This window comes from Mycobacterium montefiorense (assembly GCF_025823255.1).
In the GTDB taxonomy this organism is placed as follows: domain Bacteria; phylum Actinomycetota; class Actinomycetes; order Mycobacteriales; family Mycobacteriaceae; genus Mycobacterium; species Mycobacterium montefiorense.
In genome coordinates this window covers 172,106-190,100 of record NZ_JACKVL010000017.1, presented here as the reverse complement: position 1 = coordinate 190,100, position 17,995 = coordinate 172,106, and the positions used below count along the sequence as shown (strand labels likewise).

General features: G+C 67.2%; 18 protein-coding genes. 12 read left to right on the top strand and 6 right to left on the bottom strand.

Features of this window, described 5'->3' with window-relative positions:
* Positions 1-117 precede the first annotated feature (117 nt).
* Positions 118-408, bottom strand: a complete 291-nt coding sequence (locus H7K34_RS20800) for a WXG100 family type VII secretion target (RefSeq protein WP_264063960.1) — start codon at positions 406-408, stop codon at positions 118-120.
* Positions 401-712, bottom strand: coding sequence for a WXG100 family type VII secretion target (locus H7K34_RS20795; RefSeq protein ID WP_264063959.1), 312 nt, complete (start codon positions 710-712; stop codon positions 401-403). Before H7K34_RS20795 ends, H7K34_RS20800 begins: the two co-directional genes overlap by 8 nt.
* Before the next feature lie 95 nt (positions 713-807).
* Between H7K34_RS20795 and H7K34_RS20790 the strand changes: the two genes are divergently transcribed.
* The 7 genes from H7K34_RS20790 to H7K34_RS20760 all read left to right on the top strand — a co-directional run bounded on the left by H7K34_RS20790 (position 808) and on the right by H7K34_RS20760 (position 7,128).
* Entirely contained in the window at positions 808-1,077 is a 270-nt protein-coding gene (locus H7K34_RS20790; protein WP_264063958.1) for a glutaredoxin family protein, read from the top strand.
* Positions 1,078-1,199: 122 nt separating this feature from the next.
* Positions 1,200-2,597, top strand: coding sequence for a glutamyl-tRNA reductase (locus H7K34_RS20785; RefSeq protein ID WP_264063957.1), 1,398 nt, complete (start codon positions 1,200-1,202; stop codon positions 2,595-2,597).
* Positions 2,598-2,610: 13 nt separating this feature from the next.
* Positions 2,611-3,558, top strand: a complete 948-nt coding sequence (gene hemC / locus H7K34_RS20780; RefSeq protein ID WP_264063956.1) for a hydroxymethylbilane synthase — start codon at positions 2,611-2,613, stop codon at positions 3,556-3,558.
* Positions 3,559-3,581: 23 nt separating this feature from the next.
* On the top strand, positions 3,582-5,249 hold the full coding sequence (locus H7K34_RS20775; protein ID WP_264063955.1) for a bifunctional uroporphyrinogen-III C-methyltransferase/uroporphyrinogen-III synthase: 1,668 nt from the start codon (positions 3,582-3,584) through the stop codon (positions 5,247-5,249).
* 46 nt (positions 5,250-5,295) lie between these two features.
* Positions 5,296-6,285 carry a porphobilinogen synthase gene (gene hemB / locus H7K34_RS20770; protein ID WP_264063954.1) on the top strand — a complete coding sequence of 330 codons (990 nt, stop codon included), beginning with the start codon at positions 5,296-5,298 and terminating at the stop codon, positions 6,283-6,285.
* Between the two features lie 40 nt (positions 6,286-6,325).
* Positions 6,326-6,877: a DUF3093 family protein gene (locus H7K34_RS20765; protein WP_264063953.1), complete on the top strand. Its 552-nt coding sequence runs from the start codon at positions 6,326-6,328 to the stop codon at positions 6,875-6,877.
* Positions 6,874-7,128 (top strand): hypothetical protein, encoded by a 255-nt coding sequence (locus H7K34_RS20760; RefSeq protein WP_264063952.1) that lies wholly within the window; start codon positions 6,874-6,876, stop codon positions 7,126-7,128. Before H7K34_RS20765 ends, H7K34_RS20760 begins: the two co-directional genes overlap by 4 nt.
* Here H7K34_RS20760 and H7K34_RS20755 read toward each other — a convergent pair.
* Positions 7,112-7,549 carry an STAS domain-containing protein gene (locus H7K34_RS20755; protein ID WP_264064815.1) on the bottom strand — a complete coding sequence of 146 codons (438 nt, stop codon included), beginning with the start codon at positions 7,547-7,549 and terminating at the stop codon, positions 7,112-7,114. The genes H7K34_RS20760 and H7K34_RS20755 overlap by 17 nt on opposite strands.
* 305 nt (positions 7,550-7,854) lie before the next feature.
* On the opposite strand from H7K34_RS20755, the gene H7K34_RS20750 reads away from it, so the two are divergent.
* Entirely contained in the window at positions 7,855-9,099 is a 1,245-nt protein-coding gene (locus H7K34_RS20750) for an acyltransferase family protein (protein ID WP_264064814.1), read from the top strand.
* Positions 9,100-9,317: 218 nt separating this feature from the next.
* On the top strand, positions 9,318-10,013 hold the full coding sequence (locus H7K34_RS20745; RefSeq protein WP_264063951.1) for an Rv0518 family GDSL lipase: 696 nt from the start codon (positions 9,318-9,320) through the stop codon (positions 10,011-10,013).
* A 278-nt stretch (positions 10,014-10,291) separates the two neighbouring features.
* On the opposite strand, the gene H7K34_RS20740 is transcribed toward H7K34_RS20745, so the two are convergent.
* Positions 10,292-12,484 carry an acyltransferase family protein gene (locus tag H7K34_RS20740; protein WP_264063950.1) on the bottom strand — a complete coding sequence of 731 codons (2,193 nt, stop codon included), beginning with the start codon at positions 12,482-12,484 and terminating at the stop codon, positions 10,292-10,294.
* 20 nt (positions 12,485-12,504) lie between these two features.
* Positions 12,505-13,389, bottom strand: a complete 885-nt coding sequence (locus tag H7K34_RS20735; RefSeq protein WP_272896328.1) for an alpha/beta hydrolase — start codon at positions 13,387-13,389, stop codon at positions 12,505-12,507.
* Positions 13,390-13,614: 225 nt separating this feature from the next.
* Here H7K34_RS20735 and H7K34_RS20730 point away from each other — a divergent pair, with 225 nt between their 5' ends.
* From H7K34_RS20730 to H7K34_RS20720, 3 genes are read left to right on the top strand one after another with little or no spacing between them, the layout of a single operon-like run.
* Complete coding sequence (locus tag H7K34_RS20730) at positions 13,615-14,760, top strand: LLM class flavin-dependent oxidoreductase (protein WP_264063949.1); 1,146 nt, start codon at positions 13,615-13,617, stop codon at positions 14,758-14,760.
* A gap of 2 nt (positions 14,761-14,762) precedes the next feature.
* On the top strand, positions 14,763-16,103 hold the full coding sequence (locus H7K34_RS20725; RefSeq protein ID WP_372510823.1) for an MFS transporter: 1,341 nt from the start codon (positions 14,763-14,765) through the stop codon (positions 16,101-16,103).
* A 43-nt stretch (positions 16,104-16,146) separates the two neighbouring features.
* The gene (locus H7K34_RS20720; RefSeq protein ID WP_264063948.1) at positions 16,147-17,529 is read left to right on the top strand and encodes an amino acid permease; all 1,383 of its coding nucleotides are present in this window, start codon (positions 16,147-16,149) and stop codon (positions 17,527-17,529) included.
* On the opposite strand, the gene H7K34_RS20715 is transcribed toward H7K34_RS20720, so the two are convergent.
* On the bottom strand, positions 17,526-17,921 hold the full coding sequence (locus H7K34_RS20715; protein WP_264063947.1) for a nitroreductase family deazaflavin-dependent oxidoreductase: 396 nt from the start codon (positions 17,919-17,921) through the stop codon (positions 17,526-17,528). The genes H7K34_RS20720 and H7K34_RS20715 overlap by 4 nt on opposite strands.
* Positions 17,922-17,995 lie beyond the last annotated feature (74 nt).

Below are 17,995 nucleotides of genomic sequence, written 5' to 3'. Positions count from 1 at the left end.
CGGACTGGGTCGGCGCCGGCCGTCCATCCGGGCGTTGTCCATCAAATTCGACCCGATCTATCTGACGGGTAGTTGTCCGGGTGGGGCCGGCTCGGGTGATCTAACGGGATGCCCGCCTCACGACCACATCGCCAGATTCGTTGACATGGCTCCGGTGTAGTTGCCGTGCGCCGTGGCGCCCGCGGTCCGCAATTGGCCTAACGCCTCGCGCATCATCGCCTCGCCGCGAGCCCAGTGCTGATGAGCTTCGGCGTGCGCCGCCGCTGCCTCACCCGACCATGTCGCGTGCAGATTGCTTACCAGCGAGTCGATTTCGCTGAGCATGCTTTCCGCATAGCGCTGGAATTCGGCCATCCGTTGTACGGCTTCGGCCAGGGCTAGCGGATCCACCCGAAACGCGTCAGCCATCGTGCAGCTGTCGAATCGCTTGGGTGGAAAAGGCTTCGTTGTCGTGATAACCCGTACCGGCGTGGGCCACCGCTGTGGCCAGGATCGACAATCCGGCCTCGACCTCGCGCACCCCCTGACGCCACCGCTCCCACGCCGCCGAGTAAGCGCCGCCCGATCCACCCTGGCAGCCGCCCAGCATCTCGGCGACCTGACCGTCCAGCCCGGCCAGCTGATTTCGCAGATTCTCGGCACCCCCGAGCAGCGACTCGGCAAATCCGTGCATCACCTGCGGATCGACGCGCAGATTGTTGTCGGCATGCATAGCCGCAACCTAATAATCGCCGGGTCGCGCCACAATTCACCCCGGGGCGCCCCCGAGGCCGGCGAGCGGTTCGGCGCCGATGCCACACTGGTCGCATGACCCAGGCCGCCGGCCGCCCGAAGGTGGAGCTGCTGACCCGCGATGGATGCACCATCTGCGCGCGGGCTTACGCACGGTTGGCTGAGCTGGCCGGGGAGCTGGATTTCGACCTCGCGGCAACCGACGTCGACGCCGCCGCGGCGTCCGGCAACCCCGGGCTGCGGGCGGAGTTCGGCGACCGCCTACCGGTGATCTTGCTGAATGGCAGCGAGCACAGTTACTGGGAGATCGACGAGCCGCGGCTGCGCGCCGACCTCGGCCGGTAACGCTGCGGGCCCCGAGCAAGGTGTGCGCCAACTCAATATTTGGTAGCCCACCGAATAAACGTTTACCGTAGACACCAGTTCAGTTACTGGAGTAGCGAGGGAGCTGGCCAGGTGATGCTGCCGTGAGCATCTTGCTCTTCGGGGTTTCGCACCGTAGTGCGCCGGTCTCCGTTCTGGAACAACTCAGTATCGACGAATCCGACCGCAACAAGATCATCGAGCGGGTCTTGCAATCGCCGCTGGTCACCGAGGCCATGGTGCTCTCGACCTGCAACCGGGTCGAGGTCTACGCGGTCGTCGATGCGTTCCACGGCGGTTTGGCCGCAATCGGGCAGGTGCTGTCCGAATACTCCGGAATGTCGATGGGCGACCTCACCAAATACGCCTACGTGCGCTACAGCGAGGCCGCCGTCGAGCACCTGTTCGCCGTTGCCAGCGGGCTGGACTCCGCGGTGATCGGCGAACAGCAGGTGCTGGGACAGGTCCGCCGGGCCTACGCCGCCGCCGAGGCGAATCGCACGGTCGGACGGGTACTGCATGAGCTGGCCCAACGTGCGCTGTCGGTGGGCAAAAGAGTGCACTCCGAAACCGCCATCGACGCTGCCGGTGCCTCGGTGGTCTCGGTCGCGCTGGGCATGGCCGAACGCAAGGTGGACGGGCTGGTGGGCAGGACCGCGGTCGTCGTCGGAGCCGGAGCGATGGGCGCACTGGCGGCCGCACACCTGACCCGTGCCGGCATCGACCAGATCATCGTCCTCAACCGTTCGCTGTCCCGGGGACAACGGCTGGTCCGCAAGATCCGCGAATCGGGGGTGCGCGCCCAGACGCTGACGCTCGACCGGCTCGCCGACGCGCTGGCCGGTGCCGACGTCGTGGTGAGCTGTACCGGAGCGGTAAGCCCCGTGGTGTCGCTGGCCGACGTCCACAACGCGCTGGCCGCCGCGCAGCGCGACGAAGCCGGTCACCCGCTGCTGATCTGCGACCTGGGCATGCCGCGCGACGTCGATCCCGCGGTGGCCGGACTCCCCGGCGTCTGGGTCGTCGACGTGGAGCGGATCCAACACGAGCCCGCGGCGCACGCCGCCGCCGGCGACGTCGACGCCGCTCGCCACATCGTGGCCGCCGAGGTTGCCGCCTACCTGGCGGGGCAGCGGATGGCCGAGGTCACCCCGACAGTCACCGCGCTGCGCCAGCGCGCCGCCGACGTCGTCGAAGCCGAGCTGCTGCGGCTGGAAAACCGGCTTCCAGGACTCGAGAGCACCCAGCGCGAGGAGGTCGCCCGCACCGTCCGGCGGGTGGTGGACAAGCTGCTGCATGCACCCACGGTGCGGATCAAACAACTCGCCAGCGCACCCGGCGGTGACAGCTATGCCGAAGCCCTGCGCGAGCTTTTCGAACTCGACCAGACCGCCGTCGACGCCGTCGCCACCGCAGGCGAATTACCGGTGGTATCAACGGGATTCGACGCGGGTACGCACACCCATCCCGCGTCGGGCGGCCCAATACCGTCCGCCGAGTAGCCGATTGGCGCACGTGATTCGGTTAGGCACGCGGGGCAGTCTGCTGGCCACCACTCAGGCCTCCGTCATCAGAGACACTCTCATCGCCAACGGCCACCCCGCGGAGTTGGTGATCATCAGCACAGTTGGCGATCAGTCCTCGGCGCCCATCGAGAGTTTGGGGGTGGGCGTCTTCACCACGGCGTTGCGCGAGGCCATTCTGGATGGCCGGGTCGACGCTGCGGTGCACTCGCACAAGGATTTGCCAACCGCCGACGACCCGAGGTTCACCATCGCGGGGATACCGGCACGCAACGACCCGCGCGACGCGCTGGTTGCGCGCGACGGGCTGGTGCTCGGGGAGTTGCCGGCAGGTTCGCTGGTGGGGACATCTTCGCCGCGGCGGGCCGCACAGCTTAGAGCACTGGGTCTCGGTTTGGAAATCCGCCCCCTACGAGGCAACCTAGATACCAGGTTGAACAGGGTAAGTAGTGGTGATCTTGACGCTATCGTGGTGGCCCGGGCCGGACTGGCTCGACTGGGCCGGCTCGCTGATGTCACCGAGACGCTAGAGCCGGTGCAAATGTTGCCAGCACCGGCTCAGGGCGCGCTCGCCGTGGAATGCCGCGCTGATGACAGCCGGCTGGCGGCAGTGCTGGCGGAGTTGGACGACTCCGACACACGTGTTGCGGTCACCGCGGAGCGAACTCTGTTGGCCGAATTGGAGGCGGGTTGCTCCGCACCGGTGGGAGCGATCGCTGAGGTGGTCGAGTCCATTGATGAGGACGGGCGCGTCTTCGACGAGCTGTCGCTGCGTGGTTGCGTGGCGGCGCTGGATGGATCGGATGTGATCCGTGCGTCCGGCATCGGCGCTCCGCAGCGGGCTCGAGAGTTGGGGCTCTCGGTGGCCGCGGAGCTGCTGGAGTTGGGCGCGGGAGAGCTGATTGGGGGAGCGCGGCAAGACCCCGCGCAAGGAAACTGAATGAGAGTGACTTGGGAGCGACAATGACGACGCGAGGGCGCAAGCCGAGACCGGGCCGCATCACGTTCGTGGGCTCTGGCCCGGGTGACCCGGGATTGTTGACCACGCGGGCGGCCACAGTGCTGGCCAATGCGGCCCTGGTATTCACCGATCCCGACGTACCCGAACCGGTGCTGGCGCTGATCGGCAAGGACCTGCCGCCCGTTTCGGGCCCGGCGCCTGCCGAACCACCGCCGACGACGGCCGACGGCTCACTTGATCCGGATCAGCCTCAGGCTGCACCGACGGTGCTGTCCGGCGGTGCCGACATCCGCCCGGCGCTGGGTGAGCCCGCCGAGGTTGCCAAGACGCTGACCGCAGAGGCCCGCACGGGCGTTGACGTGGTGCGGCTGGTCTCCGGTGACCCGCTGACGCTCGACGCGGTCATCAGCGAGGTGAACGCCGTCGCGCGGACTCACCTGCATGTCGAGATCGTGCCCGGCCTGGCCGCGACCAATGCGGTACCGACCTATGCGGGTCTGCCGCTGGGCTCCTCGCACACGGTTGCCGATGTGCGCGGCGACGTGGACTGGGAGGCGCTGGCCGCGGCTCCCGGACCGCTGATCCTGCAGGCCACCCCGACGCATCTGGCCGACGCGGCCCGCACCCTGATCGAGCACGAGCTGTCCGAGACCACCCCGTGCGTCGTGACCTCACAGGGCACCACCTGTCAGCAGCGTTCGGTCGAAACCACGCTGCACGGGTTGCTCGATCCGGCGGTCGTGGCCGGCGCCGGTGACCCCGCGGGCCCGCTGACCGGACCGCTGGTGGTGACCATCGGCAAGACGGTGAACAGCCGCGCGAAGCTGAACTGGTGGGAGAGCCGGGCGCTGTACGGCTGGACCGTCCTGGTGCCGCGCACCAAGGACCAGGCCGGCGAGATGAGTGATCGGCTGACCTCATACGGCGCGCTGCCGGTCGAGGTGCCGACCATCGCCGTCGAGCCGCCGCGTAGCCCCGCCCAGATGGAACGAGCCGTCAAGGGATTGGTCGATGGCCGGTTCCAGTGGGTGGTGTTCACTTCCACCAACGCGGTCCGCGCGGTGTGGGAGAAGTTCGGCGAGTTCGGGCTGGACGCCCGCGCGTTCTCCGGCGTGAAGATCGCCTGCGTCGGTGAGTCGACGGCGGACCGGGTCCGGGCTTTCGGGATCAGCCCCGAGCTGGTGCCGGCCGGGGAACAGTCCTCGCTGGGCCTGCTGGATGACTTCCCGCCCTACGACAGCATTTTCGATCCGGTGAACCGGGTATTGCTGCCGCGTGCCGACATCGCCACCGAGACGCTGGCCGAGGGGCTGCGCGAACGCGGTTGGGAGATTGAGGATGTCACCGCGTACCGGACGGTGCGTGCGGCGCCGCCGCCGGCGGCCACCCGGGAGATGATCAAGACGGGCGGCTTCGACGCGGTGTGCTTCACCTCCAGCTCGACGGTGCGCAACCTGGTCGGCATCGCCGGTAAGCCACACGCGCGCACCATCATTGCCTGCATCGGTCCCAAGACGGCCGAGACCGCCGCCGAGTTCGGCTTGCGGGTGGATGTGCAGCCCGAGACTGCTGCCGTCGGTCCACTGGTCGACGCGCTGGCCGAACACGCCGCGCGGTTGCGGGCCGAGGGCGCGCTGCCACCGCCGCGTAAGAAGAGTCGCAGGCGCTAATGGCGATCGCCAGCGCGGCGAAGCCTGATGCGGCGGGTCGCCGTTCATGAGCGGTGGCTCCTACCCGCGGCAGCGGCCGCGTCGGCTCCGTTCCACCCCCGCGTTGCGTCGCCTGGTGGCGCAAACATCTTTGGAACCAAGACATTTGGTGCTGCCGATGTTTGTCGCCGACGGCATCGACGAGCCGCGTGCGATCCCGTCGATGCCCGATGTCGTGCAGCACACCCGCGAGTCGCTGCGCCGTGCCGCCGCCGATGCGGTGGCGGCGGGGGTGGGCGGGCTGATGCTGTTCGGTGTGCCGCGCGACGAGGACAAGGACGCGACCGGCTCGGCCGGCACCGACCCCGACGGCATTCTCAACGTCGCGCTTCGGGACCTGGCCAAGGATCTCGGTGACGCCACGGTGCTGATGGCGGACACCTGCCTCGACGAATTCACTGACCACGGTCACTGCGGCGTCCTCGACGCCCGCGGGCGGGTCGACAACGATGCTACCCTGGGCCGCTACGTGAAATTAGCTGTGGCGCAAGCAGAGTCAGGCGTTCACGTGGTGGGGCCGAGCGGGATGATGGACGGGCAGGTGAGCGCCATTCGGGACGGCCTGGACGTCGCCGGCTACACCGACGTGGTGATCCTGGCCTACGCGGCGAAGTTCGCTTCGGCGTTCTACGGCCCGTTCCGGGAAGCGGTGAGTTCGAGCCTCTCCGGTGATCGTCGCACCTACCAGCAGGAGCCCGGGAACGTCCGGGAAGCGGTGCGTGAGGTCGAATTGGACATCGACGAGGGCTCCGACATCATTATGGTCAAACCGGCGATGAGCTACCTCGACGTGGTGGCCGCCGCCGCGGAGGTTTCGCCGGTGCCGGTGGCCGCCTACCAGGTGTCGGGGGAGTACGCGATGATTTGCGCTGCGGCAGCGAACAATTGGATCGACGGGCGTGCCGCTGCTCTGGAGTCGCTGACCAGCATTCGCCGCGCCGGAGCCGACATCGTGCTCACCTATTGGGCCGCGCAAGCGGCAGGCTGGCTTTCCTAACGGCCACCGCGGCGGTAGACAATCAGGGGATGAGGCTCCAATGACCACAGTGAGGGATGTCAACCCCAAACCGCTTTTCTACGAACCCGGCGCCAGCTGGCTTTGGGTGCTGAGCGGCCCGGCGGCGGCGGCGTCAATGATCCTGATCGAAATATGGAGTGGCGCCGCGATATCGCTGTGGGTTCCGGCGATCTTTTTGGTGATGGTCTCGGCGTTCATCTCACTGCAGGTGAAGGCGGCACGCATCCACGTTTCCGTCGAACTGACCGACGACGCCTTGCGTCAGGGCTCCGAGACCATCCTGGTGCGCGAAATCATCAAGGTGTTTCCCGAGCCCGAGAATCCGGCGAATTCCGACAAGGAGCTGGCGAGGTGGCAGTCGGCGCGGGCGCTCGGTGAACTGTTCGGTGTTCCGCGCGGCCGGACCGGCATCGGCCTGAAGCTCACCGGGGGTCGCACCGCGCAGGCGTGGGCGAAACGGCATCGTCGCCTTCGGGAAGCGCTGACCCCGCTGGTGCAGGAGCGGGTGGAGCCGGCCCGATCGGACGCCTTCGATATCGATGGTCACGATGACGAAGGGTCGCAGCTGTGATGGCCCGCTACCGGGCTCTGGTCGAACTCGGCCTGGCTGGTGCGGCATTGGTCGGTGTCGGGGCGAGCTGGCTGCATGCCCGTCACATCGTGGGCGTCGCGCCGATCACGGACGGGCAGCCGTCGACCACCTCGTTGGTTTACGACCCTGCGCTATTGGCCATGCTGCTGGCGACGATCGCCGGAGTGCTGGCCGTCCTCGGAACGTCGCGGCTGTGGCAAGCAAGCCGCAGCGCTAAGCCGTCTTCCTGATCAGCGGCAGCGCCAGCCGGCGCCGGTAGACGACCGCGTCGGCAAGGTCGCCGAACGCCTCGGGCACCGAGCCGGCGGTCAGAAACGCGGAATCGCCGTCCGCCGCGACCAGCTGTTCGGTGACATCGGGGCGGGCGACCAGCGTCCACTCCATGCCGGCCCCGCGGCAGTCCTCGTCGAACGTGTACAGCAGCGAGAAGCCGGCCCCGGCGAAGTGGCTCACGTCGCTGATGTCGAGCACCACGGGAGTGTCACCGACGATGAAACGGCGAAGGCAATCGCGGACCCGGTCGACATTGACGGCATCGATCTCCCCGCGGATGGTCACCACCGTCGCGAGGTGGCGGCAGTGGGCCCGAACCTCGGCCCCACCGCAGTCGATGCTGCCATTTCCCTGCCGAGTGGTCATCGCGATCGTCATGACGCCCCAATTCCCGTACTGATGCAAGGCCGACACGACGCCGACCGAAGCTAGCTATAACGTTGCCCGCCAAACCTAAGGAGACCGGAAGCCGCGTCTAACTGTTTGCTAAAAAGCTGACCCGAAGCGCCCTCTGGAGGTAAAGAGGCGGCCACACCGCCGCCGTGGCGCGATCCGGGCTATCGCGCTGTTAGGCTGCTCTGGCTACCGGTTGTGAGTCTGGGGGCTTGTGATAGGGCGATATCGCCCGGTCAGCCGGGTGAGAAGGCAAACGAAACTGCATGAGTCCAGACCGAAAGAGCGTCGTGCGCACCGCAGAGATCAAGGGTGAGATCAAAGCCCTGACGGGATTGCGCATCGTCGCCGCGGTGTGGGTGGTGCTGTTCCACTTCCGGCCGATGCTCAGCGATATCTCGCCTGATTTCCGCGAGAACCTCGCGCCGGTACTCAACTGCGGCGCCCAAGGTGTCGATCTGTTCTTCATCCTCAGCGGATTCGTGCTGGCCTGGAACTATCTCGACCGGATGGGCCGGTCCTGGTCGACGCGCGAGACCCTGCACTTCCTGTGGCTGCGGCTGGCCCGGGTGTGGCCGGTTTACCTGGTCACCCTGCATCTGGCCGCGCTGTTGGTGATCCTGTCACTGCACGTCGGTCATGTCCCGTTGCCCGAGGCCAATGACCTCACCGCGATCAGCTATGTGCGCCAGGTGCTGCTCGTGCAGTTGTGGTTCGAGCCGTTCTTCGACGGGACAAGCTGGGACGGGCCCGCCTGGTCGATCAGCGCGGAATGGCTCGCCTACCTGCTGTTCGGTCTGCTCGCGCTGGTGGTCTTCCGGATGAAGCTGGCCACCCGGGCCCGGACCCTGATGTTTCTGGCCGTGGCGGCCTCGCTGCCGCCGGTGGTGCTGCTGTTGGCCAGCGGCCATTTCTACACGCCGTGGAGCTGGCTACCGCGGATCGTGACGCAGTTCGCCGCGGGGGCGCTGGCCTGCGCCGCCGTGCGCCGATTGCGGCTGACCGAGCGCGGCCGCCACGTCGCCGGATACCTCTCCCTGCTACTGCTGGCTGCCGTGGTGGGGGTCCTCTACTGGTTCAACGCGCATCCCATCACCGGAGTCGTGGAAAACGACAGTGGTGGGGTGGTCGACGCGCTGTTCATTCCGCTGGTGATCACGCTGGCGGTCGGCCTGGGCGGCCTGCCGAGACTGCTGTCTACCCGGGTGCTGGTGTACGGCGGGCAGATCTCGTTCTGCCTGTACATGGTGCACGAGCTGGTGCATACATCCTGGGGATGGGCGGTCGAGCAATTCAAGCTCACGCCGTGGGAATCCGATTCGCCCTGGAAATGGAACGTCCTTGGCCTATTTGTCATCGCCCTGGCGCTTTCGAGCCTGCTCTATCACTTCGTGGAGGAGCCGGCCCGCCGCTGGATGCGCAGGATGGTCGACGTCCGGCCCGCGGCCCAGCGACCCGAGTCCAGTGAGTCGGGTCCGGTCAAGGTACACCCGATCGACGGCGGGCCGGCATCGGTTACCGCCCGCGCGGTATGACGAGTGCCCGCGAATCATGCTGTGCCCCAAAATCTCTCGGATGCGGATTCGCCCACGGTAGGCGCGCCGCACTGGTAGCTTGAACTTTGCCGACCGGCTCGGACATGGATCACATAGGAGTGACAGCGCGTTGACGGTCCGTTCGCGCCGGTTCTTCGTACGATTTCCGTTGAATGGGGTGCAGCACACCGCCATGCCGTGCACAGGGGGAGGTAGAAGTGAGTCGCCTGGCCGCGTTCGTCGTTAATCTCGCTCTGCTGGTAGGCCTGATCGTCGAGGTCGTGGGGCTGCCGGCTCCGATGCGGGCCCGCGGCATATCGACGCTGAGCTCCCGGCTCACCCACATCGCGGTGATCGGCGACTCCTATACGACCGGCACCGACGAAGGCGGCCTGGGCCCGAAAGCATGGACCGCTCTTACCTGGCAGACGCTGACCAAGCGAGGTATGCAGATCGCCCCCGACGTGGCGGCTGAGGGCCGAGCCGGGTATGTGGTGCCCGGCGACCACGGCAGCATCTTTCAAGACCTGACGTCCAGGGTGGCCAAGCCGGACGACGTGCTGGTGGTGTTCTACGGCTCCCGCAACGATCAGGGCTCAGATCCGGGTCTGTTGGCCGGACGGGCTCGCGACGCCTTCACTCTCGCGCGCATCCTCGCGCCGTCGGCGAGATTCCTGGTGATCGGGCCGCCCTGGCCGACCGCCGATGTGCCCGGGGACATACTGCAGATTCGCGACGTGCTGAACTCTGAGGCGCGTGCCGCGGGCGCCGCGTTCGTCGACCCGATCGGCGCGCGTTGGTTCGTCGACAGGCCCGACCTGATCGGCCCGGATGGCGTGCACCCCAACGACGCTGGGCATCGATACATGGCCGACAAGATTGCACCGCTGATTCGTACGCAATTGCTCACGTAACGAGGCATCGATATTTTCAACGGGCTGGCCCCCCGTCAAAATGCCAGCCGCGCAAGGCATTAACGCGCCAACGGTTGGTGCTTAGTCTTCTGCGTGCCGCTCGTAGTCCCACTGCTCCAGGCGTGCCTGCAGCTGCATCAACCCAATCCCGACGACTGGCGTAGCAGCCGCGATGCAGACCAACAACAGCGGGGACATTTCAAACCTCCAAAACCCTTACATTCGTAACACGTTCGGGATTGTGGCGGGGTTCATTTGCAAAGAAAGTCATCGCAACGTCATCCGTCCGTTATGGCACGATCCGCCAGCGCACCCAGCACCGGTGCCAACAGTTGTGCATATTCGCTTGTGACGTGGTTGTCGTCGCGGAAGACCAGGGTGTTACCGACGATCATTGGGCAGCGCTCGGCCGTGCAGAACAAGTCGGTGAGATCGGCATAGTGACCGCCGTTTCCGGTGGTGGCCGCGCGCTCCTTGGAGATGCCATCGTCGTTGACCGCAGCCGACCGGCTCGGCGCGCAGGCGGTGGCGTCGTCCAGATGTCCGGACAGGCAGGTGGGTACCGGGGATTGCGGATCCGGGGCAGGGCCTAGGACCAGGACCGTCGCGCCGGTACGGCGCAGCTGTGCGACGGTGCGGCCCAGGGTCTCGATCCACGCCGGGTCGTAGGACACGAAGCCGAAGTCGCTGCCGTAGCGCCGGCTCATGTCCAGCACGACCAGACGCGGGTGTTCGGCGGCCACGCGGGCGATGACCTGGCCGCGCCACTGTTCGCACTCGGTGTACTCGCGGCCGAGATAGGGGCTGTCGATGGGCAGGTCCTGCACCGGGCAGGTCACTTTGGCCAGCGTCTCCAGCCGCCAGTGTCGCTGCTGGGCAACCTGCTGAAAGGCCGGGTTCCACATCGCCGCGTGCGAGTCGCCGAGCAGGGCGACCGTTGTCGGCGAGCCGGTGTCGCCTGTCGCGCACTCGCTTTGGCCGACGTCGCGCCAGGAGCGCACGCAGCCGTTCACGAAGACGGCGGCCTTGTCGGCCGGCGCCTGGGCAAGTGGCGGGTCCAGATTCGACGGGACGGCCCGCAGGCCCGCGGCGGCCGCGATGGCGGCGCGCACCTGTGTGAGGGCCTGCTGGACGGCCGCTTCCCGGGGATCGGTGGCGTTCGGGCCGCCGGGGGCGGCCGTCGGCAGCGCCATGATGTTGGCCTTCGCCGCGGCCGGTCCGTGGCCGACCGGCACCGGTATCACCGTCAGCAACAGCACGCACGCGGACGCGGTGGCCGCGCTGGCGATCCCGGCCACCGCCAGGCTGGCCTTGGCCGACCGGCGCAGGGCCGCGGCGAATCGGCCGGGATTCTCCACCAGGTAGAAGGTGATCACCGCGAGCCCGGCCGAGACGGCGGTGCCGGTCAGCCGGGCCGCCAGGCCGGCGGGCTCACCGAGCAGCCGCGCCAACAGCAACAACACCGGCCAGTGCCAGAGGTACCAGGAATAGGACACCCGCCCGATCGCGCGCATCGCCGGGCGGCACAGCAGGCGACCGACGCCCAGGCTGCGGGTGGCACAGCCGCCGCCGATCACCAGCGCGGTGCCCAGCACGGGCAGCAGCGCCGCGGTGCCGGGGTAAGGCGTGGCGGGCCCCAGCTGTGTGCAGGTCAGCAGGATCAGGGCCAGGCCGCCCCATCCGGCGATCGCCGCGGGCAGCAGCGGCAGCCGGCGCCACTGCTCGATCGACAGCGCGACCAGACCCCCGACGGCCAGTTCCCAGGCGCGGGTGGGCAGCGAGAAGAATGCCCACGGCGGCGAGGCTCGGGTCCACACCACCGCTGCCGTCAACGAGGCCGCGGCGACCAACGCCAGCACCACTGCGTATGGCATGGCCTTGGCCTTGGAATTGGGCTGGGCCTCGCGGCGCACGCGTCCGACCAGCCACGCGGTGCCGATGATCAACACCGGCCACACCAGGTAGAACTGTTCCTCGACACCCAGCGACCAGTAGTGCTTGAACGGCGACGGCACGTCGGCGTTCAGGTAGTCGGTGCCTTGGCTGGCGAACCGGTAGTTGCCGACGTAGAGCGCGCTGGCGATGCCGTCGAGGAAGACGGTTCGCGCCTGCAGCGGCGGCAGCACGATGGCCGCTCCGATCGCGGTAACGACAGCGACGGTGGCCGCGGCCGGCAACAGCCGGCGGGCCCGCGCGCCGTAAAAGCGGCCCAGTGCAACGGTATTGGCGCCGCTGACCTCGCGCCAGAGCAGTCCGGTGATCAGGAATCCGGAGATGACGAAGAAGACGTCCACGCCGATGAATCCGCCGGCGGTACCGGGGATGCCCGCGTGGTAGAGCACGACGGCGACGACCGCGACGGCCCGCAGGCCTTCGATGTCCGGTCGGAATCCGCGCCGCTGTATTTGCCGGGTGGGGCCATCGCCCGCTGGTGAGGGCGGGCTGGCGGGGGTTTCCTGCCGGACTGTCATACCTTTTTCGGGTGCCCCCGCTACGTCGCGAGCCAGGAGATTTCGCCGGGTAACTGCAGGCGCCACCAGGTGATGTCATGGCCGCCGACAGTGAAGCTGACAGCCGGCGGAGTTTGCAGTTGGCCGACGAATTGGCGGGTGGCGGGATAGAAGCGGTCGAAGGTGCCGCAGTCCACCCGCAGCGGGATCTGTGACAACGCCGGCAGGCCCAGCACACTGTTCGCCATCCAGTCGTCGTTGCTGTCGAACGCCCCGGGCGCGCAATCGGCGTAGGACGAGTACAGCGCCGGGCTGATCGCGCAGATTCCCGCGGTCCGCGACGGCCCCAGCTTGGCGCCCAGACGCAGCGCCCCGTAGCCGCCCATCGACCAGCCCATGAAGCCGACCCGGGACGTATCGAGGCCCATCGAACCCAGCATCGGCAGCAGCTCGTCGAGGACCATCGCACCCGAGTCGCTGCCGTCGGCCCGTTTGTGCCAGTAGGAATCGGAACCGCCGTCGACTCCCACCACGGCGAACGGCGGCTTGCCCTCCTTGACCAACCGGGCAAGCGCGTCAGGCACACCGCAGTCGAGCATCATGTTCGCGTCGCCGTCCTTGCCGTGCAACGCGATCACCGGGCGCAGCAGGCCGCTCTGCGGAGTCTGCCCGGGCGGCAACGCGATCACCCAATTGGTCTTGACGCCGCCGCGCGCCTTCGAGATGAACGAGCCGGTGAGTTTGGTGGGCAGGTTGCTGCTCGCGGTGGAGGGCTCGAACGGGGAGGGTGACATCGGCTGGGGCGCCGCCTGTGGTTCCAGCGGGTCCAGCCAGGCGCTCAAAGCCCACGCGCCCGCGGCCGCAACGCTGGCACTGGCGCCCATTCGCAGCACCGCGCGGCGGTTCAGATCAGGCACGAGCGTCATAATGCCGGGCCGGCTGGGTTTTTCCGACCCTGCCACGCCGTTTGGAAGGGCATTGTGATGCGGCAGTCATCGACCAGTGACGTGCGACACCACCCGGCCCGTCCGGCCCAATGGAATCTGGCAGGTTACAACCCTCGCGTGCCGCGGCCGGCTTGGGGACGCTGGAACTTTCGTGCCGGCTTTGCACCGCCGGCCCAATGCTGATCAAGAGCGGAAGAGGATTGAATGAGCCTGGCATTTCACTGGTTTTTGCCGACGTACGGGGATTCGCGCAACCTCGTCGCCGGCGGACACGGCACGTCGATGCACGGCGACCGTCCCGCGACTTTGCGCTATTTGCACCAGATTTGTGCCGCCGCCGAAGACAACGGCTTTGAAGCGGTGCTCACACCGACCGGATTGTGGTGTGAGGACGCCTGGTTGACGACGGCGACGCTGATCGAACGCACCGAGGCGCTGAAGTTCCTGGTGGCATTCCGCCCGGGTCTGCTCAGTCCCACGCTGGCCGCACAGATGGCCGGCACGTTTCAGCGGCACTCGGATGGCCGGTTGCTGCTCAATGTCGTCACCGGCGGCGAAGCGCACGAGCAGCGGGCCTACGGCGACTATCTGGACAAGCAGGCGCGCTACACGCGTACCGCCGAATTCTTGAATGTGGTGCGCCAACTGTGGACTTCGACAGAACCGGTGACGTTCGCCGGTGAGCACCTTGCGATCGAGGGCGCGCAGCTCAACAACCGGCCCGACCCGGTGCCCGCGGTGTTCTTCGGCGGATCGTCGGGATCGGCGGGCCCCGTTGCCGCCAAATACGCCGACGTCTACCTCACCTGGGGCGAACCGCTGGCGGCCGTCGGCGAGAAATTGGACTGGGTGCGCGGGCTGGCCGCCGATGCCGGCCGGACATTGCAATTCGGTTTACGGATCCACGTGATCAGCCGCCCCACCGCCGAGCAAGCGTGGGCCGAAGCCGACCGGCTGCTGTCGGCGATCGATCCTGCAGATATCGAGCGAGTGCAGGCCAGCCTGGCACGCAGCGAATCCGAGGGCCAGCGCCGGATGCTGAAGTTGCACGGCGGCAACAACAATCGGCTGCTGATCGCGCCCAATCTGTGGGCAGGTGTCGGCCTGGTGCGCGGCGGTGCGGGCACCGCGCTGGTCGGGTCGCATGAGGAGGTCGCCGAGCGGCTGCTCGAATACGCCGACCTCGGCATCGACCACTTCATCCTGTCGGGCTACCCGCACCTCGAAGAGGCCTACTGGTTCGGCGAGGGCGTGCTGCCATTGCTGGAGCGCCGGGGCGTGTGGAAACACCCCAACCGCAAGACCCAACCGGCCTCCGCGACGCCGTTCGCCGTGGCCTCGGCGCAATAGCGGTGGCGACGACGCTGCCCGCTGCGTCGATAGCGGTGCCGGACATTCCCGGCGAATCCGACGCCGACCGCCGCCGGCGGCTGCGGACCGTCGTCGCCGCGAGCCTGCTCGGCACCACGGTGGAGTGGTACGACTTCTTCCTCTACGCGACCGCGGCCGGACTGGTTTTCAGCAAGGTGTTCTTCCCGAACGCGAGCTCCGTGGTGGGCACGCTGCTGGCATTCGCGACCTTCGCCGTCGGGTTCGTGATGCGGCCCATCGGCGGTCTGGTGTTCGGCCACATCGGAGATCGCATCGGACGCAAGCGCAGCTTGGCGTTGACGATGCTGATCATGGGCGTCGCGACCGCGCTGATCGGGGCGCTGCCGACCGCGGCTCAGATCGGGGCGTGGGCGCCGGTGCTGCTGCTGGTGTTGCGCGTGCTGCAGGGTTTTGCGCTCGGCGGCGAATGGGGCGGCGCGGTGCTGCTGGCCGTCGAACACAGCCCCGGCGACCGGCGCGGCCGCTACGGGGCCATCCCGCAGATCGGCTTGGCGTTGGGACTGGCGCTGGGCACCGGCGTCTTCGCGTTCCTACAGGTTGTGTTGGGCCCCACGCGATTTCTCGCGTACGGCTGGCGCATCGGCTTCCTGCTGAGTGTGGTGCTGGTGGTGATCGGCGTCGTGGTGCGGCTTCGGGTCGAAGAAACCCCGGCCTTCCGGCAGCTACGCGACCTCGAGGCATCGTCCACCGTGCCGATCCGGGAAGTCCTACGCGAACCTCGGTCTCGGCGAAACACGTTGCTGGGACTGCTGTCTCGTTGGGCCGAAGGCTCGGCCTTCAACACCTGGGGTGTGTTCGCGATCAGCTATGCCACCGGCGCGTTGGGCTTAAACAGGGTGTCGGTGCTGATCGTGGTGACCATCGCCGCGCTGTTGATGGCGGTGCTGCTGCCCGTTTCCGGAGCGTTGACCGATCGGTACGGCGCGCGCCGGGTGTACCTGATCGGCGTGGCGCTCTACGGGCTGGCGGCCTTTCCGGCGTTCGCCATGTTCGGTACCAGGAACCTGGTCTGGTTCGGGTTGGCGATGATCCTGGTGTTCGGTGTCCTGCACGCGTTGTTCTACGGCGCGCAAGGCACGCTGTACTCGTCGCTGTATCCGACCGGCACGCGCTACACCGGTTTGTCGTTCGTCTACCAATTCTCGGGCGTGTACGCATCCGGGGTGACGCCGATGATCCTCACCGCGCTGATTGCCGCCGTCGGTGGCGCGCCCTGGCTGGCGTGCGGGTATCTGGTTGCGACCGCGGCGATTAGCGTGTTCGCCACGGCGCTGATCCGCGACCAAGACCTGTACCTGTAGTCGGTGGTTGCCGTCGGCGGTGAAGCCCGCTAGCGTCCCCCGGATGCGGCCGTCTGCGGGTAATGAATTCGATGAGCCCGAAGATGGTACCAATACTCAACTACGCCAAGGGCTTTCGCTACGACAGCTGTGTATGATCTCGCTCGGCGGCGTGATCGGCGCCGGATTGTTCGTCGGCTCGGGCGTGGTGATCTGCAATACCGGGCCCGCCGCATTCCTGACGTATGCGCTTTGCGGCGTGCTGGTTGTGCTGGTGATGCGGATGCTGGGCGAGATGGCGGCCGCCAACCCGTCAACCGGATCGTTCGCCGATTACGCGGCCAAGGCGCTGGGCGGCTGGGCCGGGTTTTCGGCGGGCTGGCTGTATTGGTACTTCTGGGTGATCGTCGTCGGATTCGAGGCGGTCGCCGGCGGCAAAGTTCTCAACTACTGGTTCCACGCCCCGCTATGGGTGCTGTCGCTGTGCCTGATGGTGCTGATGACCGCGACGAACCTGTTCTCGGTGGCATCGTTCGGCGAATTCGAATTCTGGTTCGCCGGAATCAAAGTCGCTACGATCGTGATCTTTCTGGGGATCGGCGCGGTGTTCGTGCTCGGCCTGTGGCCGGGTCACCACGTCGGCTTGGAGAACCTGACCGCGCACGGTGGGTTCTTCCCGAAAGGCGTCGGCGCGGTGTTCGCCGCGATCGTGGTGGTGATCTTCTCGATGGTGGGCGCCGAAATCGTCACGATCGCCGCCGCCGAAAGTCGCGACCCCGCACTTGCGGTCCAGCGGGCGACCAGATCGGTTGTCGCGCGCATCGCAGTCTTCTTCGTGGGTTCGGTCTTTTTGGTCGTCGTCATCCTGCCGTGGAATTCGGTGGAGCTCGAAGCATCGCCCTATGTCGCGGTGTTCAAGCAGATGGGCCTGGCCGGCGCGGATCAGGTGATGAACGCGGTGGTGCTCACCGCGGTGCTGTCCTGCCTGAACTCCGGGCTCTACACGGCGTCGCGCATGCTGTTCGTGCTCGCCGCCCGCAACGAAGCGCCGATGCGATTAGTCCAACTCAGCCGGCGCGGCGTCCCGCACTTCGCCATCTTGTTCTCGTCGGCGATCGGTTTCGGGTGTGTCATCGTGTCGTGGCTGGCGCCGCACACGGTATTTCTTTTCCTGCTCAACTCGTCGGGCGCGATCATCCTGTTCGTCTACTGGCTGATCGCGCTCTCGCAGATCGTGCTGCGCCGCCGGACACCCGCGGAGAAACTCCGGGTGAAGATGTGGTTCTTCCCGGTGCTGTCGATCCTGACGCTGGCCGGGATCACCGCCGTGCTGGTGCAGATGGCGTTCGACGGCTCCACCCGCAGCCAGCTCTGGCTCAGCCTGCTGTCGTGGGCGGTGGTGCTGGCGATCTACGCCGTCGCGCGTGCCCGGGGCCGGGTCGGTTAGGACGTCTTGGTGAACAGCACGGCCTGCTCGAACGGCAGCCGGCCGAACACCTTTTGCACTCGAGGCCCGATGTGCTCGGCTGCCTCGTCCCTGGTGACGACCTGAGCGTCGGCGATGCCGAACGTTTTGCCGTGGCGGCGCATCTGCCCGCCGCCGGCCGCGTCGAGATTCTTCAACCAGTCGCGATCGGGGCCGTAGGTCAGCAGCACCGCGATGCCGGGTTTGCCGTTGACGGTGGCGCTGAACGCGCTGACCGGCGTGCGATAGGACTTTCCGGAGCGCCGTCCGACGTGCTCGATGATGGCGAATGATGGGGCCCAGCCGGCCCACATCCGTTGAATCGGGTTGGTGACATACCGGTTGAAGCGGGCCAGGCGCTGGGGAAGTTGCATAACCACCATCCAACTCGCGGTGCCCGAACCCCTCAACCCCGTAGCGGGACTCTTACACCCTGTAGTTGATCGGG

What these genes read in the sequence shown, in the direction of transcription:
- H7K34_RS20790 (WP_264063958.1), top strand. Translation starts at nt 808, where the DNA reads ATGACCCAGGCCGCCGGCCGCCCGAAGGTGGAGCTGCTGACCCGCGAT.
- H7K34_RS20730 (WP_264063949.1), top strand. Translation starts at nt 13,615, where the DNA reads ATGAGCCTGGCATTTCACTGGTTTTTGCCGACGTACGGGGATTCGCGC.
- H7K34_RS20715 (WP_264063947.1), bottom strand. Translation starts at nt 17,921, where the DNA reads ATGCAACTTCCCCAGCGCCTGGCCCGCTTCAACCGGTATGTCACCAAC.
- H7K34_RS20775 (WP_264063955.1), top strand. Translation starts at nt 3,582, where the DNA reads ATGACGACGCGAGGGCGCAAGCCGAGACCGGGCCGCATCACGTTCGTG.
- H7K34_RS20795 (WP_264063959.1), bottom strand. Translation starts at nt 712, where the DNA reads ATGCATGCCGACAACAATCTGCGCGTCGATCCGCAGGTGATGCACGGA.
- H7K34_RS20720 (WP_264063948.1), top strand. Translation starts at nt 16,147, where the DNA reads ATGCGGCCGTCTGCGGGTAATGAATTCGATGAGCCCGAAGATGGTACC.
- H7K34_RS20740 (WP_264063950.1), bottom strand. Translation starts at nt 12,484, where the DNA reads ATGACAGTCCGGCAGGAAACCCCCGCCAGCCCGCCCTCACCAGCGGGC.
- hemB (WP_264063954.1), top strand. Translation starts at nt 5,296, where the DNA reads ATGAGCGGTGGCTCCTACCCGCGGCAGCGGCCGCGTCGGCTCCGTTCC.
- H7K34_RS20765 (WP_264063953.1), top strand. Translation starts at nt 6,326, where the DNA reads ATGACCACAGTGAGGGATGTCAACCCCAAACCGCTTTTCTACGAACCC.
- H7K34_RS20800 (WP_264063960.1), bottom strand. Translation starts at nt 408, where the DNA reads ATGGCTGACGCGTTTCGGGTGGATCCGCTAGCCCTGGCCGAAGCCGTA.
- H7K34_RS20755 (WP_264064815.1), bottom strand. Translation starts at nt 7,549, where the DNA reads ATGACGATCGCGATGACCACTCGGCAGGGAAATGGCAGCATCGACTGC.
- H7K34_RS20735 (WP_272896328.1), bottom strand. Translation starts at nt 13,389, where the DNA reads ATGACGCTCGTGCCTGATCTGAACCGCCGCGCGGTGCTGCGAATGGGC.